This window comes from Immundisolibacter sp., from assembly GCF_014359565.1.
In the GTDB taxonomy this organism is placed as follows: Bacteria; Pseudomonadota; Gammaproteobacteria; order Immundisolibacterales; family Immundisolibacteraceae; genus Immundisolibacter.
The window spans coordinates 1-19,032 of the sequence record NZ_JACIZD010000009.1; the positions used below are offsets into that span (position 1 = coordinate 1).

The following is a 19,032-nucleotide window of genomic DNA, read 5'->3' on the forward strand; positions in this document are numbered from 1 at the left end:
AAAACCCAAAAACACGCCCCTGGCCCGATCCGTTCCACCTTACCTGTGCAGGCTCAGGCCGCAGGGCCACCGCCTCGGATACTGTTCGAACTGAAGATCAGGGTGATGGCCGGCGGCTTATCTGAATTACAGGTTCAACAGACCGCAGCGCTTCCTCAGCCTGTCCAGCCATCGCTCCGGGGATCAGCCGGAGAACGTTCCCCCAGGGGGAGGAGGAGCGTCAAGACGTAAGCGGTTCCAGGGGGCGCTACCGGTACGGCTGGCCCGGTAATCCCGGATTCCGATTCGCTGCATACAAGCTACGTATTGTCGGTACCCGGCGCCATGTTCACTGGCGTGTCACGCGGCATACCAGAGAACGGCGAAGTAATGGCACGTGGCGCCCGCCATGACAAACAGATGCCAGATCAGGTGGCCGTATCGCAGCCTGGAATCGGTTGCGAAAAAGGCCACCCCGGAAGTGTAGAAAAGCCCGCCCGCCAGCAACCAGAGCAGGCCCGCTACAGGCATTCTTTCGAGCATCGGATCGACGGCAATCACGATCAGCCATCCCATCAGCACATAAAGACCGGTGGAAAGTACCGGGTGGGATATCTTGTCGAATATCTTGAGTGTCACTCCGGCCACGGCAACACTCCAGACAAGCCAGACCAGCGTCCAGCCCCACGCACCACGCAGCACCCCGAGCGTGAACGGTGTGTACGACCCGGCGATGAGCAGAAAGATAGCGGAATGTTCGATGACCCGAAAAACGTCCTTGGTCCTGCCTGTGGGTAGCGCGTGATATAACGCTGAGGAAAGATAAAGAAGGATCATGCTAGCGGCGAAGACACTGGTGGCGACCATGAATCCGGTGTCTGCATGCCGTGCCGCGTTTGCGACGAGAAACGGAGTTCCGATAAGTGCGGCAACCAGCCCGGTGCCGTGGCTGATGCTGTTTGCCCATTCTTCCGCTCGTGATTGTTCGCGCTTGGGTTTGGCGAGCGATTTGTTCACGACGTGTCATCCTCCGCAGGCTGCGTTTAGCCGTGCTGGCCTGCTCACTACGCGGATTGGGGGAAACCTGAATAAATTCACCCTGGATTTCTCGGCGTTCGCCATCGGAAAAGTGCGGTTTTCCGATGGCTCACACGATCAGCAGCGTACAGCCGCTCATCTTGGTGGCGCGTCCCTGCGCTGCGGGAAACGAAGCGTTTCCCTGGCGATCTGGAAACCCAGCTACGCGCAACCCTGAGCGGCGCGCAGCAGCGCCAGATACAGGTCAGCGTGGTGGACGTGGCCAAGCCGGTGCGTTGAGAGTAGAGGCAAACTCGGACTTGGGCATCTGGGATGAATACCCAGCCGCGGCCCGGATTGCGTCGGCGCAGCAAGGCCCGTGAATCAAGGGGTTTGTTCCGACTGCCGGCCGGGCTGCATCAGCAAGGGTCGGCAGTTCGTGCGCGATCAGGCCGGATTGCGCCAGCCCCCAATCGACCCCACCAGGCGATCGGCTTCGCGCGGACCCCAACTGCCGCGCTCGTACCGGTACACCGGCCCTTCGGTGTGCAGCACCGGGTCGACGATGGCCCAGGCGGCCTCCACGCCGTCCTGGCGCGAGAACAGCGTCGGGTCGCCGCGCAGCGCGTCGCCGATCAGGCGCTCGTAGGCCTCGCGCGCCTCGGGCGTGGTGTCGCACATGAAAAGCTCTTTTTCCTCGCCGGCCATGTACTCGCCGGGGCTTTTGCTGCGCGCGCCGATGGCGATCGACACCTGATCCGGGCCCAGGCGAAAGCGGAAGTAGTTGGACTGCGGCGGGATCGGTTCCTCGAACACCTGCTGCGGGGGTGCCTTGAGCACGACCACCACTTCGGTGGCGCTGACCGGCAGGCACTTGCCGGCGCGCAGGAAAAACGGCACGCCCTGCCAGCGCCAGGTGTTCAGGCGCAGTTCCAGCGCGGCGTAGGTTTCCACGGTCGAGTGCGGTGCCACGCCCGCTTCGTCCAGATAGCCGCGGTACTGGCCGCGCACCAGGCTTTGTACGGTCAGCGGCGGGATGGCGCGCAGCACGCGCAGGCGCTCGTCGCGCTGTGCCTCGCCCCAGTAGCCGACCGGCGGGTCCATGGCCAGACTGGTCAGCACCTGCAGCAGGTGGTTCTGGACCACGTCGCGCACGGCGCCCAGTTCCTCGTAGAGCGTGCCGCGGCCCTCCACGCCCAGCGTCTCGGCCATGGTGATCTGCACGCTCTCGACGTGGTCGCGGTTCCAGATCGGTTCCAGAAAGCTGTTGGCGAAGCGGAAATACAGCAGGTTCTGCACCGGCTCCTTGCCCAGGAAGTGATCGATGCGGTAGATCGCTGGCTCCTCGAACACCGTGTGCAGGGTTCGGTTCAGTGCCTGCGCCGTGGCCAGATCCCGCCCGAAGGGCTTTTCGATCACCAGCCGGGCGCCGGCGGCGCAGCCGGAAGAACCGAGAAATTCCACCACCGGCCCGAACAGGCTCGGCGGGATGGCCAGATAGAACAACGGATGCTTGGCATCGCCCAGGGCGGCCTTCAGGCGCTCGAAGGTGGCCGGGTCGTGGTAGTCGCCGTCCACGTAGCGCAGCAGCTCCAGCAGGCGCGTTGCTTCCGGCGAGGTCGCCTCGCCGCTGCGTGTGGCCAGACTGTCGCGCACCCGCTCGCGGTACTGCTCCAGCCCCCAGCCGGCGCGCGACAGGCCGATCACCGGCAGGTCCAGATGGCCGCTGCGGATCATGGCCTTGAGCGCCGGGTAGAGCTTGCGGTGAGCCAGGTCACCGGTGGCGCCGAACAGCACCAGGGCGTCGCAGGTTTCGGTCATGGGGATAGCGTCCGGGGTGCGGGTTATTTTTCCTGGTGACCGCCGAACTGCCAGCGCATGGCCGACAGCAGGCGGTCGGCGAAGTCCGCCTCGCCGCGCGAGTCGAAGCGGCCATACAGCGCGGCGGAAATTACCGGCATGGGGACTGCCGTGTCGATGCCGGCCTTGAGCGTCCAGCGGCCCTCGCCGGAATCGGCCACGCGGCCCTCGAACCCTTGCAGGCCGGGATCGTCGCCCAGCGCCGCGGCGGTCAGGTCGAGCAGCCAGGAGCCGACGACGCTGCCGCGCCGCCACAGTTCGGCGATGGCCGGCAGGTCGAAGCGGTAACGGTAGCGCTCGGCGTGCTCGGTGCTGGCGTCCGGCGCCAGGCCGGCCCCGGCGTGCTGCAACAGGTTGAAGCCCTCGGCGTAAGCCGCCATCAGGCCGTATTCGATGCCGTTGTGCACCATCTTGACGAAATGGCCGGCGCCGGACGGTCCGCAGTGCAGGTAGCCGTCCGCGGCGCTGCCAGTCGCCTCGACCTTTGGCGCAATGCCGGACCGCCCCGGCGCCAGGGTTTCGAGCAGCGGTTTGAGGCGATCCACGGCCGCCGCTGGGCCGCCGAGCATCAGGCAGTAGCCGCGCTCCAGCCCCCACACACCGCCGCTGACGCCGGCGTCGACGAAGTCGATGTCGGCCGAGCGCAGCGCCTGTGCCCGGCGAATGGCGGCCTCGAACGGCGAGTTGCCGCCGTCGACGATGCAGTCGCCTGCCGTCAGCAGGGACGCCAGCGCGGTGACGGTTTCTTCCACCGCGCCCGCCGGCAGCATGATCCACACCGTGCGCGGCAGCGTCAGTTTTTCAACCAGTCCCGCCAGGGATGAGGCCGCGACTGCGCCCAGCGCGACGAGTTCCTGCGCCGCTGCCGGGTTGCGGTCGAACACCACACACTGATGGCCGCCGGCGAGTAGCCGGCGGACCATGTTGGCGCCCATCCGGCCCAGGCCGATCATGCCGATTTGCATTGGTCATTTCCCACTGTTGAGGCAGTCCACGCCGGTCTGACCGACGTTGCGGGCCGTCCGTGACGACGGCTTAGACCAGCCGTGATGCCCTTCGGCGGTGATGCTGCCACGGCTCGCCGACGCCGGCGTTGCAGGACGGCGGCGGGCGCTTAAAAGGCCTTGGACCAGGTGTCCAGTCCCGGCAACACCGCGTGTGTAAACCATCCTCAGTGCGCGTTGCGGGCCGGGGGTGACCTGAACAGCAGCAGGCACAGCGTGATGAACGCCAGCAGCACAGCGCTGGCGGCAAAGCGATCCAGGCCGAGCCCACCGCTGGCCAGCGGTTTGTCCAGGAAGTCGCCGACCACGGCGCCGAGCGGGCGGGTCACCACGAAGGCCGACCAGAACAGCACGGTGTGCGACAGCCGCGTCCAGCGGTAGGCGCCGGCCAGCGCGATCAGCAGACCACCGAACAGCGCCATGGCGCCCAGGTACCCCAGACCCGCGGTGTCAGCGGTCCAGTCGCCCAGTGCCGTGCCCAGCGTTTGCGACAGCATGATGGTGAGCCAGTAAAACGCCTCCGCCGCGGGTGTGCCGACCGAACTGATGGTCACCGTGCCGAGCGTGCGCCGCCAGGTGGCGAGCGAGGCGATCAGCAGCAGCGCCAGCAGCAGGCTGCCGCCCGGATAGCCGATGCCCAGCGAGCGGGTGGCGAAGTCGGCCAGCGTCGTGCCCAGCATGGTGCTGGCGATCAGGGCGCTCCAGTACAGGGCCGGATGAAAGCGCCGGGCGACCGTCTGCGCGACTACGCCGGCCGCGAACACCACGGCGAAGATGCCGGTGGCGGCCAGATACCCCAGACCCAGCGACATGGACAGTGCGTCGCCGCCGGTCTCGCCCAGCGTGGTGGCGGCGATCTTGACCACCCAGAACAGCAGCGTGACTTCGGGCACCTTGCTCATGCGCGATATCGGCCAGAAAGCACCACGGGCGCCCGTGGCCGGCTGCCGCTGCGGGGCGGCCCAGGGACATTGGCAGACGGCCAGTTAACGCGGCGTCAAGGCGGCGTGAAGAATGCGTTACGGCCTGAGACGCACCGGTCACATCGCGGATGGTTGGGGGTAGATGCGTGTCGCACCCTTCCGGGAAACGGCCGGCAGCCAGCATGGCGTAACCGTGGCGGCGGAGCAGTGCCGCCGATGTCGCCGTCACGGTGCGCGATCGGCGGTGGGGGTCGAGCAGTCGGCGGCAAGCGTCAGTATTTGCGCGCTGCGCCGGCGCTTGAGGTACGGAGTGAAGCGCTCGCTGGCGCAGCGTTCGATGCCTTCCGGCAGCGCCGGCAGGCGCGCGTCTTCCATGACCAGCCGCACTGGGCCATGCGCCGCCTGCGCGCGCAGCCCGGCGGCGTCGACCACCGGAATCGGTGCGCCGTAGTAGTAGAGCAGCCGCGCATCGACCGGCGCGAGGCTGAGCACTGGGCCGGGACTGGCGCGCAGCGCCGCGGCCAGTTCGCCGAGACCCGTGTAGCGGTAGCGGTACAGCCGCGCCTCGCCGAAGGCGTAATAGCCGGCCCAGCCGACTGTCAGCAGCAGGCCGCCCAGGGCGATGACCTGCCAGCGCCGTCGCGACACGGCAGCGAAATCGGCCAGGCGCACGCCGATCAGTACGGCGGCGGCCGGATAGGCCGGCAGCAGGTACTTGGCGTGCTTGTTGGCCAGCAGCGACAACACCAGCAGCGGCAGCAGCAGGCCGGACAGATGCAGCCGGCCGGCCGGTGTGGCCCGCCAGACCCGCCAGCTGGCCCGCGGCGTGGCCAGCACGATCAGGCTCAGCGGCGCAAAGTCGCCCAGCAGCCACAGCAGGTAATTCCATGGCGGATCGAAGGCCATGCCATAGGCCTTGCCGGCCAGATCGGTGGCCGCCACCGGCGCCCACACCGCCGCGCCGAGCTTGGCCGTCACCAGCGCATACCAGGGCAGGGCAATCAGCAGCGCCAGCGCCCAGCCGCGCCAGTGGCCGAGCGCGTCGAGCGCCGCCCGCTGGCGGTGAAACAGGTAATGGCCAAGCAGCGGCGCCGGAAAGAACAGCAAGGCCACCGGCCCTTTGGTCAGCAGCGCCAGGCCCAGCAGCGCGTAGGCCAGATCCAGCCAGTGCCGGCGCCGATCGCTGAGCAGCCAATGGCTGGCTGCCAGCCAGGCGCCGCCGGCCAGCGCCGCGAACAGCATGTCGATCTCGGCGCGCCGGGCGAACATGCTGAAGCCCACGTTGCACAGCAGCGCCAGCACGGCAAAAGCCGCCGCCCATGAAGCGGTCGGCGTCTGGCGGCGCACGGCGCCATGCAATCCGGCCAGCAGCGCCAGCGCCGCCAGCGCCGAGGGCAGGCGCACCGCCCAGGCGTCGGCGGCGCCGCGCAGGTGGGCCACAGCCAGGCCCAGCCAGTAGTGCAGCGGCGGCTTGTCAACGTACACCGCGTCGTTCAGGCGCGGCACCAGCCAGTCGCCGCTGGCGTGCATGGTCTGGATCACCGCCGCGCGGCGGCCCTCGTTTTCCGACAGCAGCGGCAAGGCGCCGAGCCGCCACAGCAGCACGGCCAGCGCGAGCAGGGCGACGGTCGCGCCGTAGCGGCGCGCCGGTTGGGTGATCAGGGTCGGTTCAGCCGCCACAGGCTCAGCTTGGGTTGGATGAGGAGGGCCTCGGCCTGCCAGCCGGGCGGTGGATCGAAGCGCTCGCCGGGCGCGAACAGGTACAGCGTGCCGCGCGCCGGCAAGTGTGCCGCCAGGTCGCCGGGCTCGACCGTCGGCACCAGCGCCTGCGCATAAAAGGCCAGTTCCACCTCGCGCAGGCCGAGCGCCAGCAGCGGCGCCCGGCCACGCGCGGCCTGGCCGGCCGCGCGCAGTTGCGCTGCAGTATCCGCATGGCGCGATAGGCCATAGGCTTCGCCCAGCCGGAAGGCACCCGTCATGACCACCGCCAGCAGCAGGGCGCCGGTCATGGCCTGCCGCCGACCGAGCCAGAGCAGGGCCACGCCGGCCAGCAGCGGCGCCAGCAGATAGCGCGCTCCGAGCAGCCAGGCGAAATAGCCGCCGGCGGCCAGCAGCAGGGCCGCGAAGCCATAGGCGGCCGCTTGCCAGGCGCGCGGCCGCGGCAAGCCGCTTGCCAACGTCTGACCGCACAGGATCGCCAGCGCCGGCGCCAGCAGCAGCGCGTACTGGATCTGCTTGTTGGTGTTGAGGCTCAGGACCACGAAGGTCACCAGCAGCCAGATCAGCACATAGCCCTGCAGGGCATCGCTCGGCCAGCGCCGGTAACGCCAGGCCAGGACCGGCAGCAGCGCCGACCACGGCGCGAAGTACAGAAACACCCGCGGCAGGTAGTACCAGGGCGGGCCGGGGTGGTCGCCGTGCAGATAGGTCTCGCTGATTTCGCGACCGAGGATGGCGGCCGTCGCCTCCGGGTGGTGCCGCCACAGCCACAGATACCAGGCGCCGCCGACGATGATCAGCAGCGCCACGCCCGGCGGCCAGATCAGCGTCCGCAGGCGCGTCCAGTGCCGGTTCAGGCCACACCACACGAGGCCCGCGAGCAGCGGCAACACGGCCGGCGGCAGACCCTTGGCCAGCGTACCGCCGGTGATGGCGGCCCACAGCACGGCCCGGCTGCCGGGCGCCGGGCGCGCCTCGCGTATCGCGGCCCAGGCGGCAAACGCGCCCAGGCTCACGAACAGCAGCAGCAGCGGATCGGTCTCGCCGGTATGGAAAAAACGCAGCGTGATGTGGCTGGAGGCCAGCACCGCCAGCGCGCCCAGCGCCGCCGGCTCGCCGAACTGGCGCCGCGTCCAGGCGGTCACCAGCAGCATCACACCGATCGCCGCCAAGGCCGCCGGCAGGCGGGCGGAGAACTCGTCCACGCGGCCGAGCAGGCGGTAACTGGCGGCGGTCAGCCAGTAGGCCAGCGGCGGCTTCTGGAAACGCAGCTCGCCGTTGAAGCGCGGCGTCAGGTAATCGCCGCTGGCGAGCATCTCGCGCGCCGTCTCGGCCACGCGCAGCTCCTGGCTGCGGCTGATCGGTAGCGCGCCCAGTTGCCACAGGCAGCTGAGCGCCGCCAGCAGCAGCGCGATGGCGGCCGTCCGCCAGCCCGGATCAGTCACCACACAGGTGTTCCTCGGACAGATCGGACGCCAGCAACCTGACCGGCCACAGGCGCAGCGCGCCGCCCCGATAGGGCTGGGCATGAACGCCCGGCGGGGCGGCTTGCCAGCGTTCACACGGATAGACCACGTAACCGTCCCTGTGGGCAGCCGCCCAGGCGGGCAGTTGTTCGTCATGCAGGATGGTGAGCGGTTGGCGCAGGCGACCGAGGAACTGGAACTGGGCGTGGTATTTGCCGACGTGGGCGACCGGTGCGCCGTGCGCCTGCGCGGCGGCGATCCGTTCGGCGAATGCCGTCAGTCGGTAACGGGGAGCCAGTGCCTGCATGGCGCCAGCATAGAAGATGCCGAAACCCAGCGCGAAGACGAGGCCGGTGCGGTAGCTCGCGGTTATGGGATCGCTGCGCTGCGGCCAGCCGATCAGTGCCGCCGCGAGCAACAGCGCGACCGGCACATAGGAAGGAACGTGCCCCATCCATTCCTGTGTCGGGCGAGACCCTTGCAGGTGCGGTAGCACCAGCACGGCCAGGCCGCACACGGCCAGCAGCAGTGCCAGCGGCAGGCCGCTGCGCCGCGTGGTGGGCGTTTCGAGGTCGGCGAGCGCGCGCGCGGCGAGGACCGCCGCCGGCGCCAGCAGCGGCAGCAGGTAATGCGCCTGCTTGCCGCTGATGAGGCAAAAGATCAGCAGCGCGGGCAGCGTCGCGGTCAGGCAAAAGCGCACGCCGGCGTCGCCCGCGCCGCGCAGGCGGGCCAGTCCCCGGTACAGCGGCGGCCACAAGGTCCACGGCAGCGGCAGCGCCGGCAGCAGTTGCAGATACCACCACCAGGGCCGGCGGTGCGAGTAGCTGTGCACCAGCCGGTCGCTGGTCTGGTGGATGCCGATGGCAGCGCCGTAGCTGGCGCCGGCGCGACCGATCGCCGGCCACAGCCAGGCGGCGAGGATGGCCGCACCACCCAGCAGGCCCAGCAGCAGGCCGCCGTACCAGCGCCGCCACTGTCCGGTTTCGTTGCGACCGGCCCACCACCACGGCGCCAGCAGGGCCGCCGGCAGCGTGTGCAGCAGGATTACCGGGCCCTTGGTCAGCAGCCCGCCGCCGATGCCGAGCGCAAACCAGGCCCAGCGTCCGCGCCCCAGCGGCGGCGCAACCAGGGCGTTCAGGCACAGCAGGCTGAACACCGACAGCAGCGTGTCGAACATCACGGCGCCCGTGAACACCTGCCACAGCAGAGCGCTGGCCAGCAGCCAGGGCGCCAGGCGCGCCGCCTTTGGCTGCTGCGGCCACAGGTGTGCCGCCAGCCGGGCCGTGAGCAGCAAGCCGGCCATGGCCGCCAGCGTCGGCGCCAGGCGCGGCCACCATTCGTTGACGCCCAACAGCGCCCAGCCGGCCTGCATGAGCCAGAACAGCAGGGGCGGCTTGTCGACGTATACGGCGCCGTTCTTGTACGGCACGATGAAATCGCCGCGCAGCCACATTTCCCAGGCCACCGACAGGTAGCGGGTCTCGTCGATCGGCAGCAGCGGGCGGCACCACAGCCACAGCAGGCCGGTGAGCAGGGCCAGCGCCAGGGCCGGCCAGGCGCCGCTCGCCCAGCCGGGCGCGCAGGGTTGGGAGCCGCTCATCGTGGCGCCAGGTGCAGCAGCCGGTCGGCGCCCGTCTCTGCCAGGTACAGACCGCCATCGGGCGCCAGCGCGATGCCCTGTGGCTGGCGCAGGTGGCGGGCGATGACCTGCCGGCGGCCGTCCTTGATGCGTACCAGCTCGCCACTGCGGTTCTGGCTGATGACGGCCCACAGGCTGCCGTCGGCGCCGCAGGCGAGCTGGTCGATGCCGTCCAGATCCCCGGCCAGGGTCTGGAGGCCGGCCGGACCCCAGGCCAGGATGCGCCCGCGACCGGATTCGGCGATGCCGATGCGGCCGTCCGGCAGCGTGCACAGGCCCTCCGGCCGGTCCAGGCCGTCCACCAGCGATACCGGCGCGGCGCCCTCGCGCAGCAGCCACAGGTGGCCCTGCGGTTGATCCTGTGCCACCAGCAGACTGCCGTCCGCACGGCGCAGCACGCCCTCCGGACTGTTCATGCGTCCCAGGACGCGCAGGGTCGCGTTGGCAAGGTCGTATTCCATGACACGGCCGTCGTCTTCTTCTTCGGTCACGATCACGGTTCCTGGCCCCAGCAGCAGGCCATCGGGCTCGCCAAAGTCACCGAACACGACCCGCGGTCCGGTCGCAGTCAGTTCGAGCAAGCGGCCGGGCCGGGTTTGCGTGGTGACGTAGCGCGGCCGGCCGTCCTTGTCGAGCGCCAGACTGTCCGGCCGTGGCAGGTCGATCGTGTCGACCAGCTGCCAGCCGGTGGCCAGCCGCAATGGCCACAGCACGCCGTAGCCGGCAGCGCCCAGCACCGCCAGGGCGCCGAGCGCAGCCAGCGCGCTGCAATGGCGGCGTGGCATCAGGCGATCGCCCGGGGCGGCCGCTTTTTCGCCGTCAGCGGTACCCGGCCAAGCGGCGAGTGCTGCGGTGGGCTGCCCGGCACTACCGTGCCGCCGCCGACCCCGGCCTCGTACAGTGCCGTCAGCAGGGCGATGTTGCGCCGGCCTTCGGCGCCGTCCACCAGCCAGGGGTGCGGCGGCGCGCCGCGCAGGGTGTCGATCACCGCCTTCAGGTAACGGGCGTGACCGTTGCCGTATTCGTTCTTTACCGCCTCGCTGGCCGCCTGCATCACCTGCTGCGGATCGTCGCCGTCACCGGCGAAGCGCCACTGGGCCAGTTGATTGACGGCGATGCCGGCGATGACCACCGAGCCGTGTTCCCCAAGCACGCTGAGCGACCCTTCCAGATTGTCCGGGCGCGCCGCCACGGTGGCCTCGTACACGCCGAGTGCCCCGGAGCGAAAGCGCAGCAGGGCGGCGGCGGTGTCCTCGACCTCGATGTCGAGCAGGCGCGTGGCGATCTGGCACTGCACCGACTCCACCGGGCCCATGAACCACTGCAGCAGGTCCAGGTGATGGCTGGCCTGCTGCGACATGACGCCGCCGTCCAGCGCCCAGGTGCCGTGCCAGTCGTCCTGCTCGTAGTAGTCCTGGTGGCGGCACCAGCGCACGCGCACGGTGCCGAGCACCGGCGTGCCGAAGCGCTCGGCTTCCAAGGCCCGGCGTGCCGCCTGCACCGGCGTGTTGAAGCGGTTCTGGTAGACCACGTACAGCGGCGCGTGGTGGGCGGCGCAGGCGCTGATCATGGCGTCGCAGTCGGCCACCGTCAGCGCCATCGGCTTCTCGACCACGATGGCGCGCCCGTACTGCGAAAGGTCGACCACCACCCGCGCGTGGTAACCGGTGGGCACCAGCACGTGGATCAGCTCGATCTCGGGGTGCGCGGCCAGCATGGCGTGGTAGTCGGCGTAGCCCGGCACGCCGTGGGCGGTGGCAGTGCTTGCAGCCTTGGCCGGATCGCTGTCGCACACCGCCACCAGGCGCGCCTCGCTCATTTCGGCGATGGCGTCGAAGTGCTTGTAGGCGACGCGGCCACAGCCGACCACGGCCACGGCGACCGGTTCATGCTTCATAGTGTTCTCCAGGTTCGATTTCCCGCCAGCGGCGGTACACGTGCAAGCCGCCGCCGGCCAGCGCCAGCAACATCAGCGCGGCGGCCGCCACCTGTGCCAGCGACACCCACAGCGAGGTCTTGCCAAGGCCGCTGCCGAGCAGGGCCAGCGGTATGCCTTCCGGCAGAAAGCCCAGAAAGGTGCCGAGCAAGAACACACCGACCGGAGCGTGCCGCACGCCCAGCGCGAGGCTGATCACGGCGCTGGCGATCGGCAGCTGCCGCAGCACGAACACCGCCAGCACCGTGCGCTGATCCAGCAGCCGGCGCAGGCCGGGATGATGGGCCAGCCGCGCCTGCACCCAGGCGCGGCCGGCCGAACGGGCAGTCGAGAAGGTAATGACCGCGCCGAGCGTGGCGCCTAGCTGGGCGTACAACAGCCCGGCGGCGAAGCCGAAGGCCATGCCACCCAGGAAATACAGCGCCAGGCGCGGCACGCCGATGGCGCTGAGCAGTCCACCGCCGAGCACGAACCACAGCGGCGCCAGCGCGCCCTGGCGGTCCAGCCAGGACTTGATCTGCTGATAGTCGTCGAGCCGTGTACCCAGCGACGTGCCGTGCAGCAGGAACAGCACGGCCAGTACCGCGGCCACCAGCAACAACGGCCGGTAACGCGCGCTCATGCGCCGAAAGTGCGCATCAATCTTCCGACACGCGATCCACGCGCAGCGCCCGGCGCTGATACCAGCGCACACCGAAGCAATCGGCCAGGCCCCGCCACAGGCGGTTGTTGATGCCGTACTTGGACACGCCAAAGCGGCGCGCGCGGTCGTTGATGGGGATTTCGGTGACTGCGCCACCCTGCGCCTTGATCAGCGTCGGCAGGAAGCGGTGCATGCCGTTGAAGACCGGTATCTCGACCAGCGCCCGGCGCCGGATCAGGCGATAGGTGCAGCCGGCATCGCGCAGCCGGTCGCCGGTGATGGCGGCCCGAAAGCGGTTGGCGGTGCGCGAGGCAAAGCGCCGCAGCCAGCCTTCCTGGCGCTCGGCCCGGTAACCGCACACGCAGTCCAGGTCGGCGCGCAGCGCCGCCAGGTAGCGCGGAATGTCGGCCGGGTCGTTCTGCAGATCGGCGTCCATGGTCAGCACCAGCTCGCCGCGGGCGGCGCGAAAGCCGGTGGCCTGGCCGGCGCTCTCGCCGCTGTTGATGCGGTGCGTGAGCACGCGCACGCGCGGCTCGGCGGCGGCCAGGCGGGCCAGCACCTGCGCGCTGGCGTCGGTGCTGGCGTCGTTCACGAACAGCACCTCCCAGGGCCGGCCGAGCCCGTCGAGCACCGGCGCGAGCTCGGCCAGCAGTGGTTCGAGGTTGTCCTGTTCGTTGTAGACCGGGATCACCACCGACAGCTGCGGCGCCTCAGGCATGGAACGCCTCCACGGCGTCGCACACGCGCTCGACCTCGGCCGGCGTCAAACCCGGAAACATCGGCAGCGACAGGCAGCTGGCGCAGGCCTCCTCCGCCACCGGCAGGCTGCCCGGCCCCAGATTGAGGCGTGCGTAGGCAGGCTGGCGGTGCAGCGCGATCGGGTAGTGCAGGCCGGTACGTATGCCCAGCTCATGCAAATGCGCGGCCAGCGCCTCGCGCTGCTGGGTGCGCACCACATAGACGTGGTAGATGTGCTCGGCGCCGTCGCGCTGCACCGGCAGCTGCAGCCAGTCCAGGTGCCCCAGGCGTTGCCGGTACTGGTCGGCGATGGCGCGCCGGGCCTCATTCCAGGCCGCCAGGTGCGGCAGGTTCACCCGCAGCAGCGCCGCCTGCAGCGTGTCCAGGCGGCTGTTGGTGCCCTCGAAGTCGTGGCGGAATTTGTCCTCCCGGCCGTGGTTCGAGTACATGCGAATCTTCTTCAGCAGCGCCGGGTCACGGGCGATGACGGCCCCACCGTCGCCGAAACCGCCCAGGTTCTTGGACGGGAAAAAACTGTACACGCCGGCGTCGCCAAAGCTGCCGAGCGCCTGGCCGTGCAGCTGCGCACCGACCGCCTGGGCGCAGTCCTCGACCACCCACAGCGCATGCGCGCGCGCCAGCGGCAGCAGCCGGTCCAGGTCCGCGGCGTGGCCATACAGGTGCACCGGCACGATGGCGCGGGTGCGCGGCGTGATGCGCCGGGCCACGTCATCCGGATCGAGCGTGCAGGTGTCCGGCTCGATGTCGGCGAACACCACCTGCGCGCCGGCCAGGGTCACCGCCTCGGCGGTGGCGATGGCCGTGTGCGCCGGCACGATCACCTCGTCGCCGGGGCCGATGCCAAGCGCATGCAGTGCGGCGTGCAGGCCGGCCGTGGCGTTGGCGACGCCGACGCTGGCGGCGACACCGAGCGCGGTGGCGAATTCCGCCTCGAATACCCGTACCGCCTTGCCGCCGATGAAGTCGCAGTCGGCGAGTGTCTGGCAGGCCGCCGCTTGCAGTGCCGGCAGCAGCGGTGCGTACTGACGGCGCAAATCGACCAGCGGGACGGGTGCATCCGGCATCAGGGCTTCCCGAAGTGGGGTGGAGGGTGCGCGCATGCTAGTGAGCGCACCGTCAAGGCCGCGTCAGGGAACCGTCAGGAAAGCGTTAAGGAAACGCTGAAGTGTTCAGCGCTTCGTTAAGCAAGGGGCATTGCAGGGCACCGGATTCGACGTCACTGCTGCCGGTGTGAGACCTCGCCGCCGAACCACAACTCGAAGCGCATCCCCGCGGGCAAGACCTGCGCCTGCACCTGCCAGCCGCTGCGTTCGCAGATGCGCTGCACGATGGCAAGGCCGAGTCCTTCGCCGCCGGGTATTTCCGGCGCCAGGCGCCGGTGGCGGTCGAAGGCCCGGGGGATGTCGCTTTCCTGCAAGCCCGTGCCGCTGTCCTGCACCACCACCGCGTCGGCGCGTACGGTGATGTGTACCGTGCCTTCCGGTGCGTAACGGACGGCATTGTCCAGCAGGTTGCGCACGGCGACGGTGAGCAGGGTGGGCGGACAGTTCAGGCTCGGTTCGGCCTGTTCCTCCACCACGATGGGCGGCGTGCCGGGCGCCGCCTGTGCGCGTATGCGCCGCACTTCCGCCTGTACCACGGCGTTTACCGAACAGGGCGGGTGCTGACCGGGCGGGGCGGCGGTAGGCGTCCGGCTCAGGGTCAGGAAGGCATCGATCAGGTCCTGCATTTCCTGTGCCGCGAGGTGAATGCGCGTGACGGCGCTGCGCGCGCGTGGCAGAAGTTCCGAGCGGGCCAGCAGGGTTTCGGCAGCGCCGGCGATGATGGCGGCCGGCGTGCGCAGCTCGTGGCTGACGTCGCTGGTGAACAGCCGTTCGCTGGCGATGAACCCCTGCAGTTGCCGCAGGCGCTGTTCGAACACGCGTGCCAGTTGGCCGATCTCGTCGTCGGCAAAGCCGGTTGCCAGGTGCCGGGGGGCGCGCGCCGGATCGGCCCGGCGCACGCGTCGCGCGAGGCGGACCACCGGCTCGAGCACGCTGCTGGCGATCAGTCGGGCGAGCAGGAGCGCCGCCAGCACGGACACCACGGTGCCGCCCAGCAGCACCGCAAACCAGCCCCGCTCCCTGTTTTCCAGCGCGGATGCGTCCCTGACCAGGTAATAACGCCGACCGGCGTGGTCCCGGCGCACCACATGATAGGTGTCGTGGCCGTCGAACACTTCGCGCCAGCCGCGTTCCTGCTGGGCCAGGAACGGTGGCAGTTGCCCTGCCGGCATGTCTGGCGTGACGTAAAGGCGTGTCCGGTTGGCGAGGGTCAGCGGCTGCGGTTGCGGCGTCTCGCCCAGGTGGTTGATCCACCAGTGCAGATCACCTTCGAGCTGGCTCACGAACAGGTTTTCCTCGAATTCCTCGATGGCTACGAACGTGACCAGCGAGAACAGGCCCGACACCGCGGCGGTCATCGCCACAAAGGCCACCACCAGCCGCTGGCGCAGCGGCGTGCGCTTAATCGCCACCGGGCGCTGCCAGGCGGTAACCGATGCCGCGGACGGTTTCGATCAGCGGGCTCGCAAACGGCCGGTCGACCGCCTGGCGCAGACCATGTATGTGCGTGCGCAGGGCATCGCTGTCGGGCGGCAGGTCTGGCCACAGCACGCGTTCCAGTTCGCTGCGCCGCACCAGGCGTGGCGCGGCGCGCAGCAGGGTCTCCAGCAATTTGAGTTCGGTCGGCGTCAGCGCGAGCGCTTGCCCGGCGCGCACGGCGCGGGCATTGGCGACGTCCAGTACCAGATCGGCGAAGCGCAGCAGTGACTCCCCGACCGGTTGGCTGCGCCGCAGCAGGGCCTCGATGCGGGCTTCGAGTTCCGCCAGCGCGAACGGCTTGACCAGGTAGTCGTCCGCGCCGGCGCGCAGGCCCGCCACACGCTGCTCGACCGCATCGCGGGCGGTCAGCATCAGGATCGGCGTGCGCCGGCCCTGGTCGGCCCGCAGCCGCCGGCACAGTTCCAGGCCGTCCAGGCGCGGCAGGCTCAGGTCCAGCACGATCAGGTCGTAGGCGCCGCTGCTGGCCAGGGCCAGCCCGGCGAGTCCGTCGCGCGCCGAATCGAGCTCGTAGCCCTGGTCCTCGAAATAGTCGTAGAGGTTCTGCAGCAGGGCCGCGTTGTCCTCGATGAACAACACCCGAACGCGCGGCGCCGCGGTGTCGCGCTCACGACCCAGAGTCATCGGCGGTCCGGCATAGGGGCTTGGAATGTAGGCTTGTGCCGCCCGGCAGGGTTCGAGGCGGACGCTGCGGCGGGAAAACGGGTTGCCTTGGGGTGTCGATTGTGGCCGCTGCGGGGTTCAGGCGCCATGCTGGACCGCAGTGTTCGCCGAACCGTCGGGGTTTACCGCGGCGCCGGCGGCGTACGCTCGGCCCGGCCTCACAAATACGGCGAGAACAGCCAGCACAGCGCGTCCCGGGTGCGCACGGCAAGGCGGCGCTGGCTGATTTCGGTCAGTGTCACCGGGCGCGAACGCTCCCAGGCGGTCGCGAAATGATCCGCCAGCAGGGTGTTCAGGGCCGCGTCGTACAGCTCGACATTGAGCTCGAAGTTCAGGCGCAGGCTGCGCGGGTCCAGATTCGCCGAACCGACCTGTGCGTAGTCCTCGTCGATCAGCAGCAGCTTGCTGTGCACGAACGGCGGCGGCTGGTAGCGCACTTCGACGCCGTGCTGCAGCAGCTCCCACAGCATGTTGCGCGTGGCCCAGTGCACGTAGGGCAGGTTGTTCTTGCCCGGCAGCAGCACCGACACCTGCACGCCGCGCAGGGCCGCCGCCTGCAGGGCGCCCAGCAGCTCGCGCGATGGCAGGAAGTAGGGCGTCATGATGCAGATGCGCCGTTGCGCCGCCGACACGGCCACCAGCAGCACCAGCGCCAGGCGGTCCAGGTCCTCGTTGGGGCCGTCGGTGATCACCCGGCAGGACGCACTGCCCGGGCCGCTGCCGGCGGGCGCCGGTTCCGGCAGCGCCTGGCCGGTGGCGAAATGCCAGTCCTCGGCGAACACGCTTTCCATCTGGCCGACCACCGGCCCGCGCAGGCGCAGGTGCAGGTCGATCACCCGGTTGCGGCCGCCGCCGGCCACGCAGTGGTAGTCGGCGATGTTCATGCCGCCGGTGAAGGCGACTTCGCCATCGACCACCAGCACCTTGCGGTGATTGCGCATGTTCACGTGCAGGCTGGGCGGCCACAGGCGCAGCGGCAGGAACTCGGCCACCCGCACGCCGGCTTCCTTGAGCAGTGGCCGTGCCCGCGCCGCCGTGTACCACTGGCCAAGGCCATCGATCAGCACGCACACCGTCACGCCGCGGCGCTGAGCGGCCTTGAGCGCGTCGATCAGGTCGCGCGCCGCGCCGCTGGCGCCGAAGATGTAGGTCGACAGGTAGATGTAGCGCTCGGCCGAGCGGATGGCCTCGATCATGGCCGGGTAGGCCTGCTCGCCGTTGTGCAGCAGTTCGGCCGTGTTGCCCGGCAGGCAGGGGCGATGGCTGATGCGGCCGGAGGCGCGGGCAATCGGACCGCCCGGTCCGCCCGCGCTGGCCGGGACATCGGGTGGCGCCGGTTCGGCATCCTCCGCCTGCTCGTAGCCAAACTCCAGCGGCAGCGCAAGGCGCCCGTGCAGGCGCCGGGCACGGGTGCGGATGCGGTTCACGCCGAACGCCAGGTACAGCAGCGGCCCGCCCAGCGGCAGCAGCAGGGTGATGCCGATCCAGGCCAGCGCGGAGCGCGGCTCGCGTTTGGTCAGCAGGGCATGCCAGGCGCACAGTAGGCTAAGGCCCGTGTGCAGGCTAAGGACCAGCCAGCCGACCGCCGCCGGCAGTTCGAATGCCATGCCGGACCGGCCTAGAACAGGATCACGCTGCGGATGCTCTGGCCGGCATGCATCAGCTCGAAGGCGTGGTTGATCTGCTCCAGCGGCAGGGTGTGGGTGACGAACTCGTCCACGTGAATCTGTCCGGCCAGGTAGCGGTCCACGTAGCCGGGCAGCTGCGAGCGCCCCTTGACGCCGCCAAACGCGCTGCCGCGCCACACCCGGCCGGTGACCAGCTGGAAGGGCCGGGTGCGGATTTCCTCGCCGCCGCCGGCCACGCCGATGATGGTCGACTCGCCCCAGCCCTTGTGGCAGCACTCCAGCGCCGCGCGCATCACATCCACGTTGCCGATGCACTCGAAGGAATAGTCGACGCCGCCGTCGGTCAGCTCGACGATCACGTCCTGGATCGGCGCCGCATGCTCGGCGGGGTTCACGCAGTCGGTGGCGCCCAGCTGTCGCGCCAGCTCGAACTTGGCGGGGTTCAGGTCGACACCGATGATGCGTGCGGCGCCGGCCATCACCGCGCCCTGCACGGCGCTAAGACCGATCGCGCCCAGACCGAACACCGCCACCGTCGATCCGGGCTGCACCTTGGCGGTGTTGAGCACCGCGCCGATGCCGGTGGTGATGCCGCAGCCGAGCAGGCACACCTTGTCCAGTGGCGCGGCGGGGTTGATCCTGGCCACGGCGATTTCCGGCAGCACCGTGTATTCGCTGAAGGTGGAGGTGCCCATGTAGTGGAAGACGGTCTTGCCGCGGGCGGTGAAGCGCGACGTGCCGTCCGGCATCAGGCCCTTGCCCTGCGTGGCGCGGATGGCCTGGCACAGGTTGGTCTTGCCCGAGGTGCAGAACGCGCACTGGCCGCACTCGGGCGTGTACAGCGGAATCACGTGATCGCCGGGCTTGAGCGTGGTGACGCCGGGGCCGATGTCCTCGACGATGCCGCCGCCCTCGTGGCCCAGGATGGCCGGGAACACGCCCTCCGGGTCGCGGCCGGACAGGGTGTAGGCATCGGTGTGGCACACACCGGTCGCCACCATGCGCACCAGCACCTCGCCGGCCTTGGGTCCGGCCACTTCGACCTCGTCGATTTCCAGCGGCTGGCCGGCGGCCCAGGCGATGGCGGCGCGTGCTTTCATGAATCGGCTCCCTGTGTGCGTGGCGTGGCAACGGGGCATTATGCCAACGTGCCGCGCTTGCCCGTTGGCGGCCGGCCGAATGTCCCAATCAGCGGC

At 69.7% G+C, this 19,032-nt stretch carries 16 protein-coding genes; all 16 read right to left on the reverse strand.

What is annotated here, in order from left to right; genetic code table 11:
- Nucleotides 1-339 precede the first annotated feature (339 nt).
- Entirely contained in the window at nt 340-996 is a 657-nt protein-coding gene (locus H5U26_RS10545; RefSeq protein WP_290619418.1) for a hemolysin III family protein, read from the reverse strand.
- A 447-nt stretch (nt 997-1,443) separates the two neighbouring features.
- Entirely contained in the window at nt 1,444-2,817 is a 1,374-nt protein-coding gene (zwf, locus tag H5U26_RS10550; protein WP_290619420.1) for a glucose-6-phosphate dehydrogenase, read from the reverse strand.
- A gap of 23 nt (nt 2,818-2,840) precedes the next feature.
- A complete protein-coding gene (gene gnd, locus H5U26_RS10555; RefSeq protein WP_290619421.1) occupies nt 2,841-3,821 on the reverse strand; it encodes a phosphogluconate dehydrogenase (NAD(+)-dependent, decarboxylating) in 981 nt (326 codons plus the stop codon).
- A gap of 206 nt (nt 3,822-4,027) precedes the next feature.
- Entirely contained in the window at nt 4,028-4,762 is a 735-nt protein-coding gene (locus tag H5U26_RS10560) for a hypothetical protein (protein ID WP_290619423.1), read from the reverse strand.
- A 246-nt stretch (nt 4,763-5,008) separates the two neighbouring features.
- On the reverse strand, nt 5,009-6,463 hold the full coding sequence (locus H5U26_RS10565) for a glycosyltransferase family 39 protein (protein ID WP_290619425.1): 1,455 nt from the start codon (nt 6,461-6,463) through the stop codon (nt 5,009-5,011).
- Nucleotides 6,442-7,950, reverse strand: coding sequence for a glycosyltransferase family 39 protein (locus tag H5U26_RS10570; protein WP_290619427.1), 1,509 nt, complete (start codon nt 7,948-7,950; stop codon nt 6,442-6,444). Before H5U26_RS10570 ends, H5U26_RS10565 begins: the two co-directional genes overlap by 22 nt.
- Nucleotides 7,940-9,568, reverse strand: a complete 1,629-nt coding sequence (locus H5U26_RS10575; protein WP_290619428.1) for a glycosyltransferase family 39 protein — start codon at nt 9,566-9,568, stop codon at nt 7,940-7,942. The genes H5U26_RS10570 and H5U26_RS10575 overlap by 11 nt, the downstream gene beginning before the upstream one ends.
- Nucleotides 9,565-10,392: a hypothetical protein gene (locus tag H5U26_RS10580; RefSeq protein WP_290619430.1), complete on the reverse strand. Its 828-nt coding sequence runs from the start codon at nt 10,390-10,392 to the stop codon at nt 9,565-9,567. Before H5U26_RS10580 ends, H5U26_RS10575 begins: the two co-directional genes overlap by 4 nt.
- On the reverse strand, nt 10,392-11,504 hold the full coding sequence (locus tag H5U26_RS10585; protein ID WP_290619432.1) for a Gfo/Idh/MocA family oxidoreductase: 1,113 nt from the start codon (nt 11,502-11,504) through the stop codon (nt 10,392-10,394). The genes H5U26_RS10580 and H5U26_RS10585 overlap by 1 nt, the downstream gene beginning before the upstream one ends.
- A complete protein-coding gene (locus tag H5U26_RS10590) occupies nt 11,494-12,165 on the reverse strand; it encodes a VTT domain-containing protein (protein WP_290619434.1) in 672 nt (223 codons plus the stop codon). Before H5U26_RS10590 ends, H5U26_RS10585 begins: the two co-directional genes overlap by 11 nt.
- Nucleotides 12,166-12,181: 16 nt before the next feature.
- The gene (locus H5U26_RS10595) at nt 12,182-12,904 is read right to left on the reverse strand and encodes a glycosyltransferase family 2 protein (protein ID WP_290619437.1); all 723 of its coding nucleotides are present in this window, start codon (nt 12,902-12,904) and stop codon (nt 12,182-12,184) included.
- On the reverse strand, nt 12,897-14,009 hold the full coding sequence (locus tag H5U26_RS10600) for a DegT/DnrJ/EryC1/StrS family aminotransferase (protein ID WP_290619439.1): 1,113 nt from the start codon (nt 14,007-14,009) through the stop codon (nt 12,897-12,899). The genes H5U26_RS10595 and H5U26_RS10600 overlap by 8 nt, the downstream gene beginning before the upstream one ends.
- Nucleotides 14,010-14,161: 152 nt before the next feature.
- Nucleotides 14,162-15,460, reverse strand: coding sequence for a HAMP domain-containing sensor histidine kinase (locus tag H5U26_RS10605; RefSeq protein WP_290619441.1), 1,299 nt, complete (start codon nt 15,458-15,460; stop codon nt 14,162-14,164).
- Nucleotides 15,450-16,169, reverse strand: a complete 720-nt coding sequence (locus H5U26_RS10610; protein WP_290619443.1) for a response regulator transcription factor — start codon at nt 16,167-16,169, stop codon at nt 15,450-15,452. Before H5U26_RS10610 ends, H5U26_RS10605 begins: the two co-directional genes overlap by 11 nt.
- A 197-nt stretch (nt 16,170-16,366) precedes the next feature.
- A complete protein-coding gene (cls, locus tag H5U26_RS10615; protein WP_290619445.1) occupies nt 16,367-17,815 on the reverse strand; it encodes a cardiolipin synthase in 1,449 nt (482 codons plus the stop codon).
- Between the two features lie 11 nt (nt 17,816-17,826).
- The gene (locus tag H5U26_RS10620; protein ID WP_290619447.1) at nt 17,827-18,936 is read right to left on the reverse strand and encodes an S-(hydroxymethyl)glutathione dehydrogenase/class III alcohol dehydrogenase; all 1,110 of its coding nucleotides are present in this window, start codon (nt 18,934-18,936) and stop codon (nt 17,827-17,829) included.
- Between the last annotated feature and the right edge of the window lie 96 nt (nt 18,937-19,032).

What these genes read in the sequence shown, in the direction of transcription:
- zwf (WP_290619420.1), bottom strand. Translation starts at nt 2,817, where the DNA reads ATGACCGAAACCTGCGACGCCCTGGTGCTGTTCGGCGCCACCGGTGAC.
- gnd (WP_290619421.1), bottom strand. Translation starts at nt 3,821, where the DNA reads ATGCAAATCGGCATGATCGGCCTGGGCCGGATGGGCGCCAACATGGTC.
- H5U26_RS10560 (WP_290619423.1), bottom strand. Translation starts at nt 4,762, where the DNA reads ATGAGCAAGGTGCCCGAAGTCACGCTGCTGTTCTGGGTGGTCAAGATC.
- H5U26_RS10575 (WP_290619428.1), bottom strand. Translation starts at nt 9,568, where the DNA reads ATGAGCGGCTCCCAACCCTGCGCGCCCGGCTGGGCGAGCGGCGCCTGG.
- H5U26_RS10580 (WP_290619430.1), bottom strand. Translation starts at nt 10,392, where the DNA reads ATGCCACGCCGCCATTGCAGCGCGCTGGCTGCGCTCGGCGCCCTGGCG.
- H5U26_RS10585 (WP_290619432.1), bottom strand. Translation starts at nt 11,504, where the DNA reads ATGAAGCATGAACCGGTCGCCGTGGCCGTGGTCGGCTGTGGCCGCGTC.
- H5U26_RS10590 (WP_290619434.1), bottom strand. Translation starts at nt 12,165, where the DNA reads ATGAGCGCGCGTTACCGGCCGTTGTTGCTGGTGGCCGCGGTACTGGCC.
- H5U26_RS10595 (WP_290619437.1), bottom strand. Translation starts at nt 12,904, where the DNA reads ATGCCTGAGGCGCCGCAGCTGTCGGTGGTGATCCCGGTCTACAACGAA.
- H5U26_RS10600 (WP_290619439.1), bottom strand. Translation starts at nt 14,009, where the DNA reads ATGCCGGATGCACCCGTCCCGCTGGTCGATTTGCGCCGTCAGTACGCA.
- H5U26_RS10610 (WP_290619443.1), bottom strand. Translation starts at nt 16,169, where the DNA reads ATGACTCTGGGTCGTGAGCGCGACACCGCGGCGCCGCGCGTTCGGGTG.
- cls (WP_290619445.1), bottom strand. Translation starts at nt 17,815, where the DNA reads ATGGCATTCGAACTGCCGGCGGCGGTCGGCTGGCTGGTCCTTAGCCTG.
- H5U26_RS10620 (WP_290619447.1), bottom strand. Translation starts at nt 18,936, where the DNA reads ATGAAAGCACGCGCCGCCATCGCCTGGGCCGCCGGCCAGCCGCTGGAA.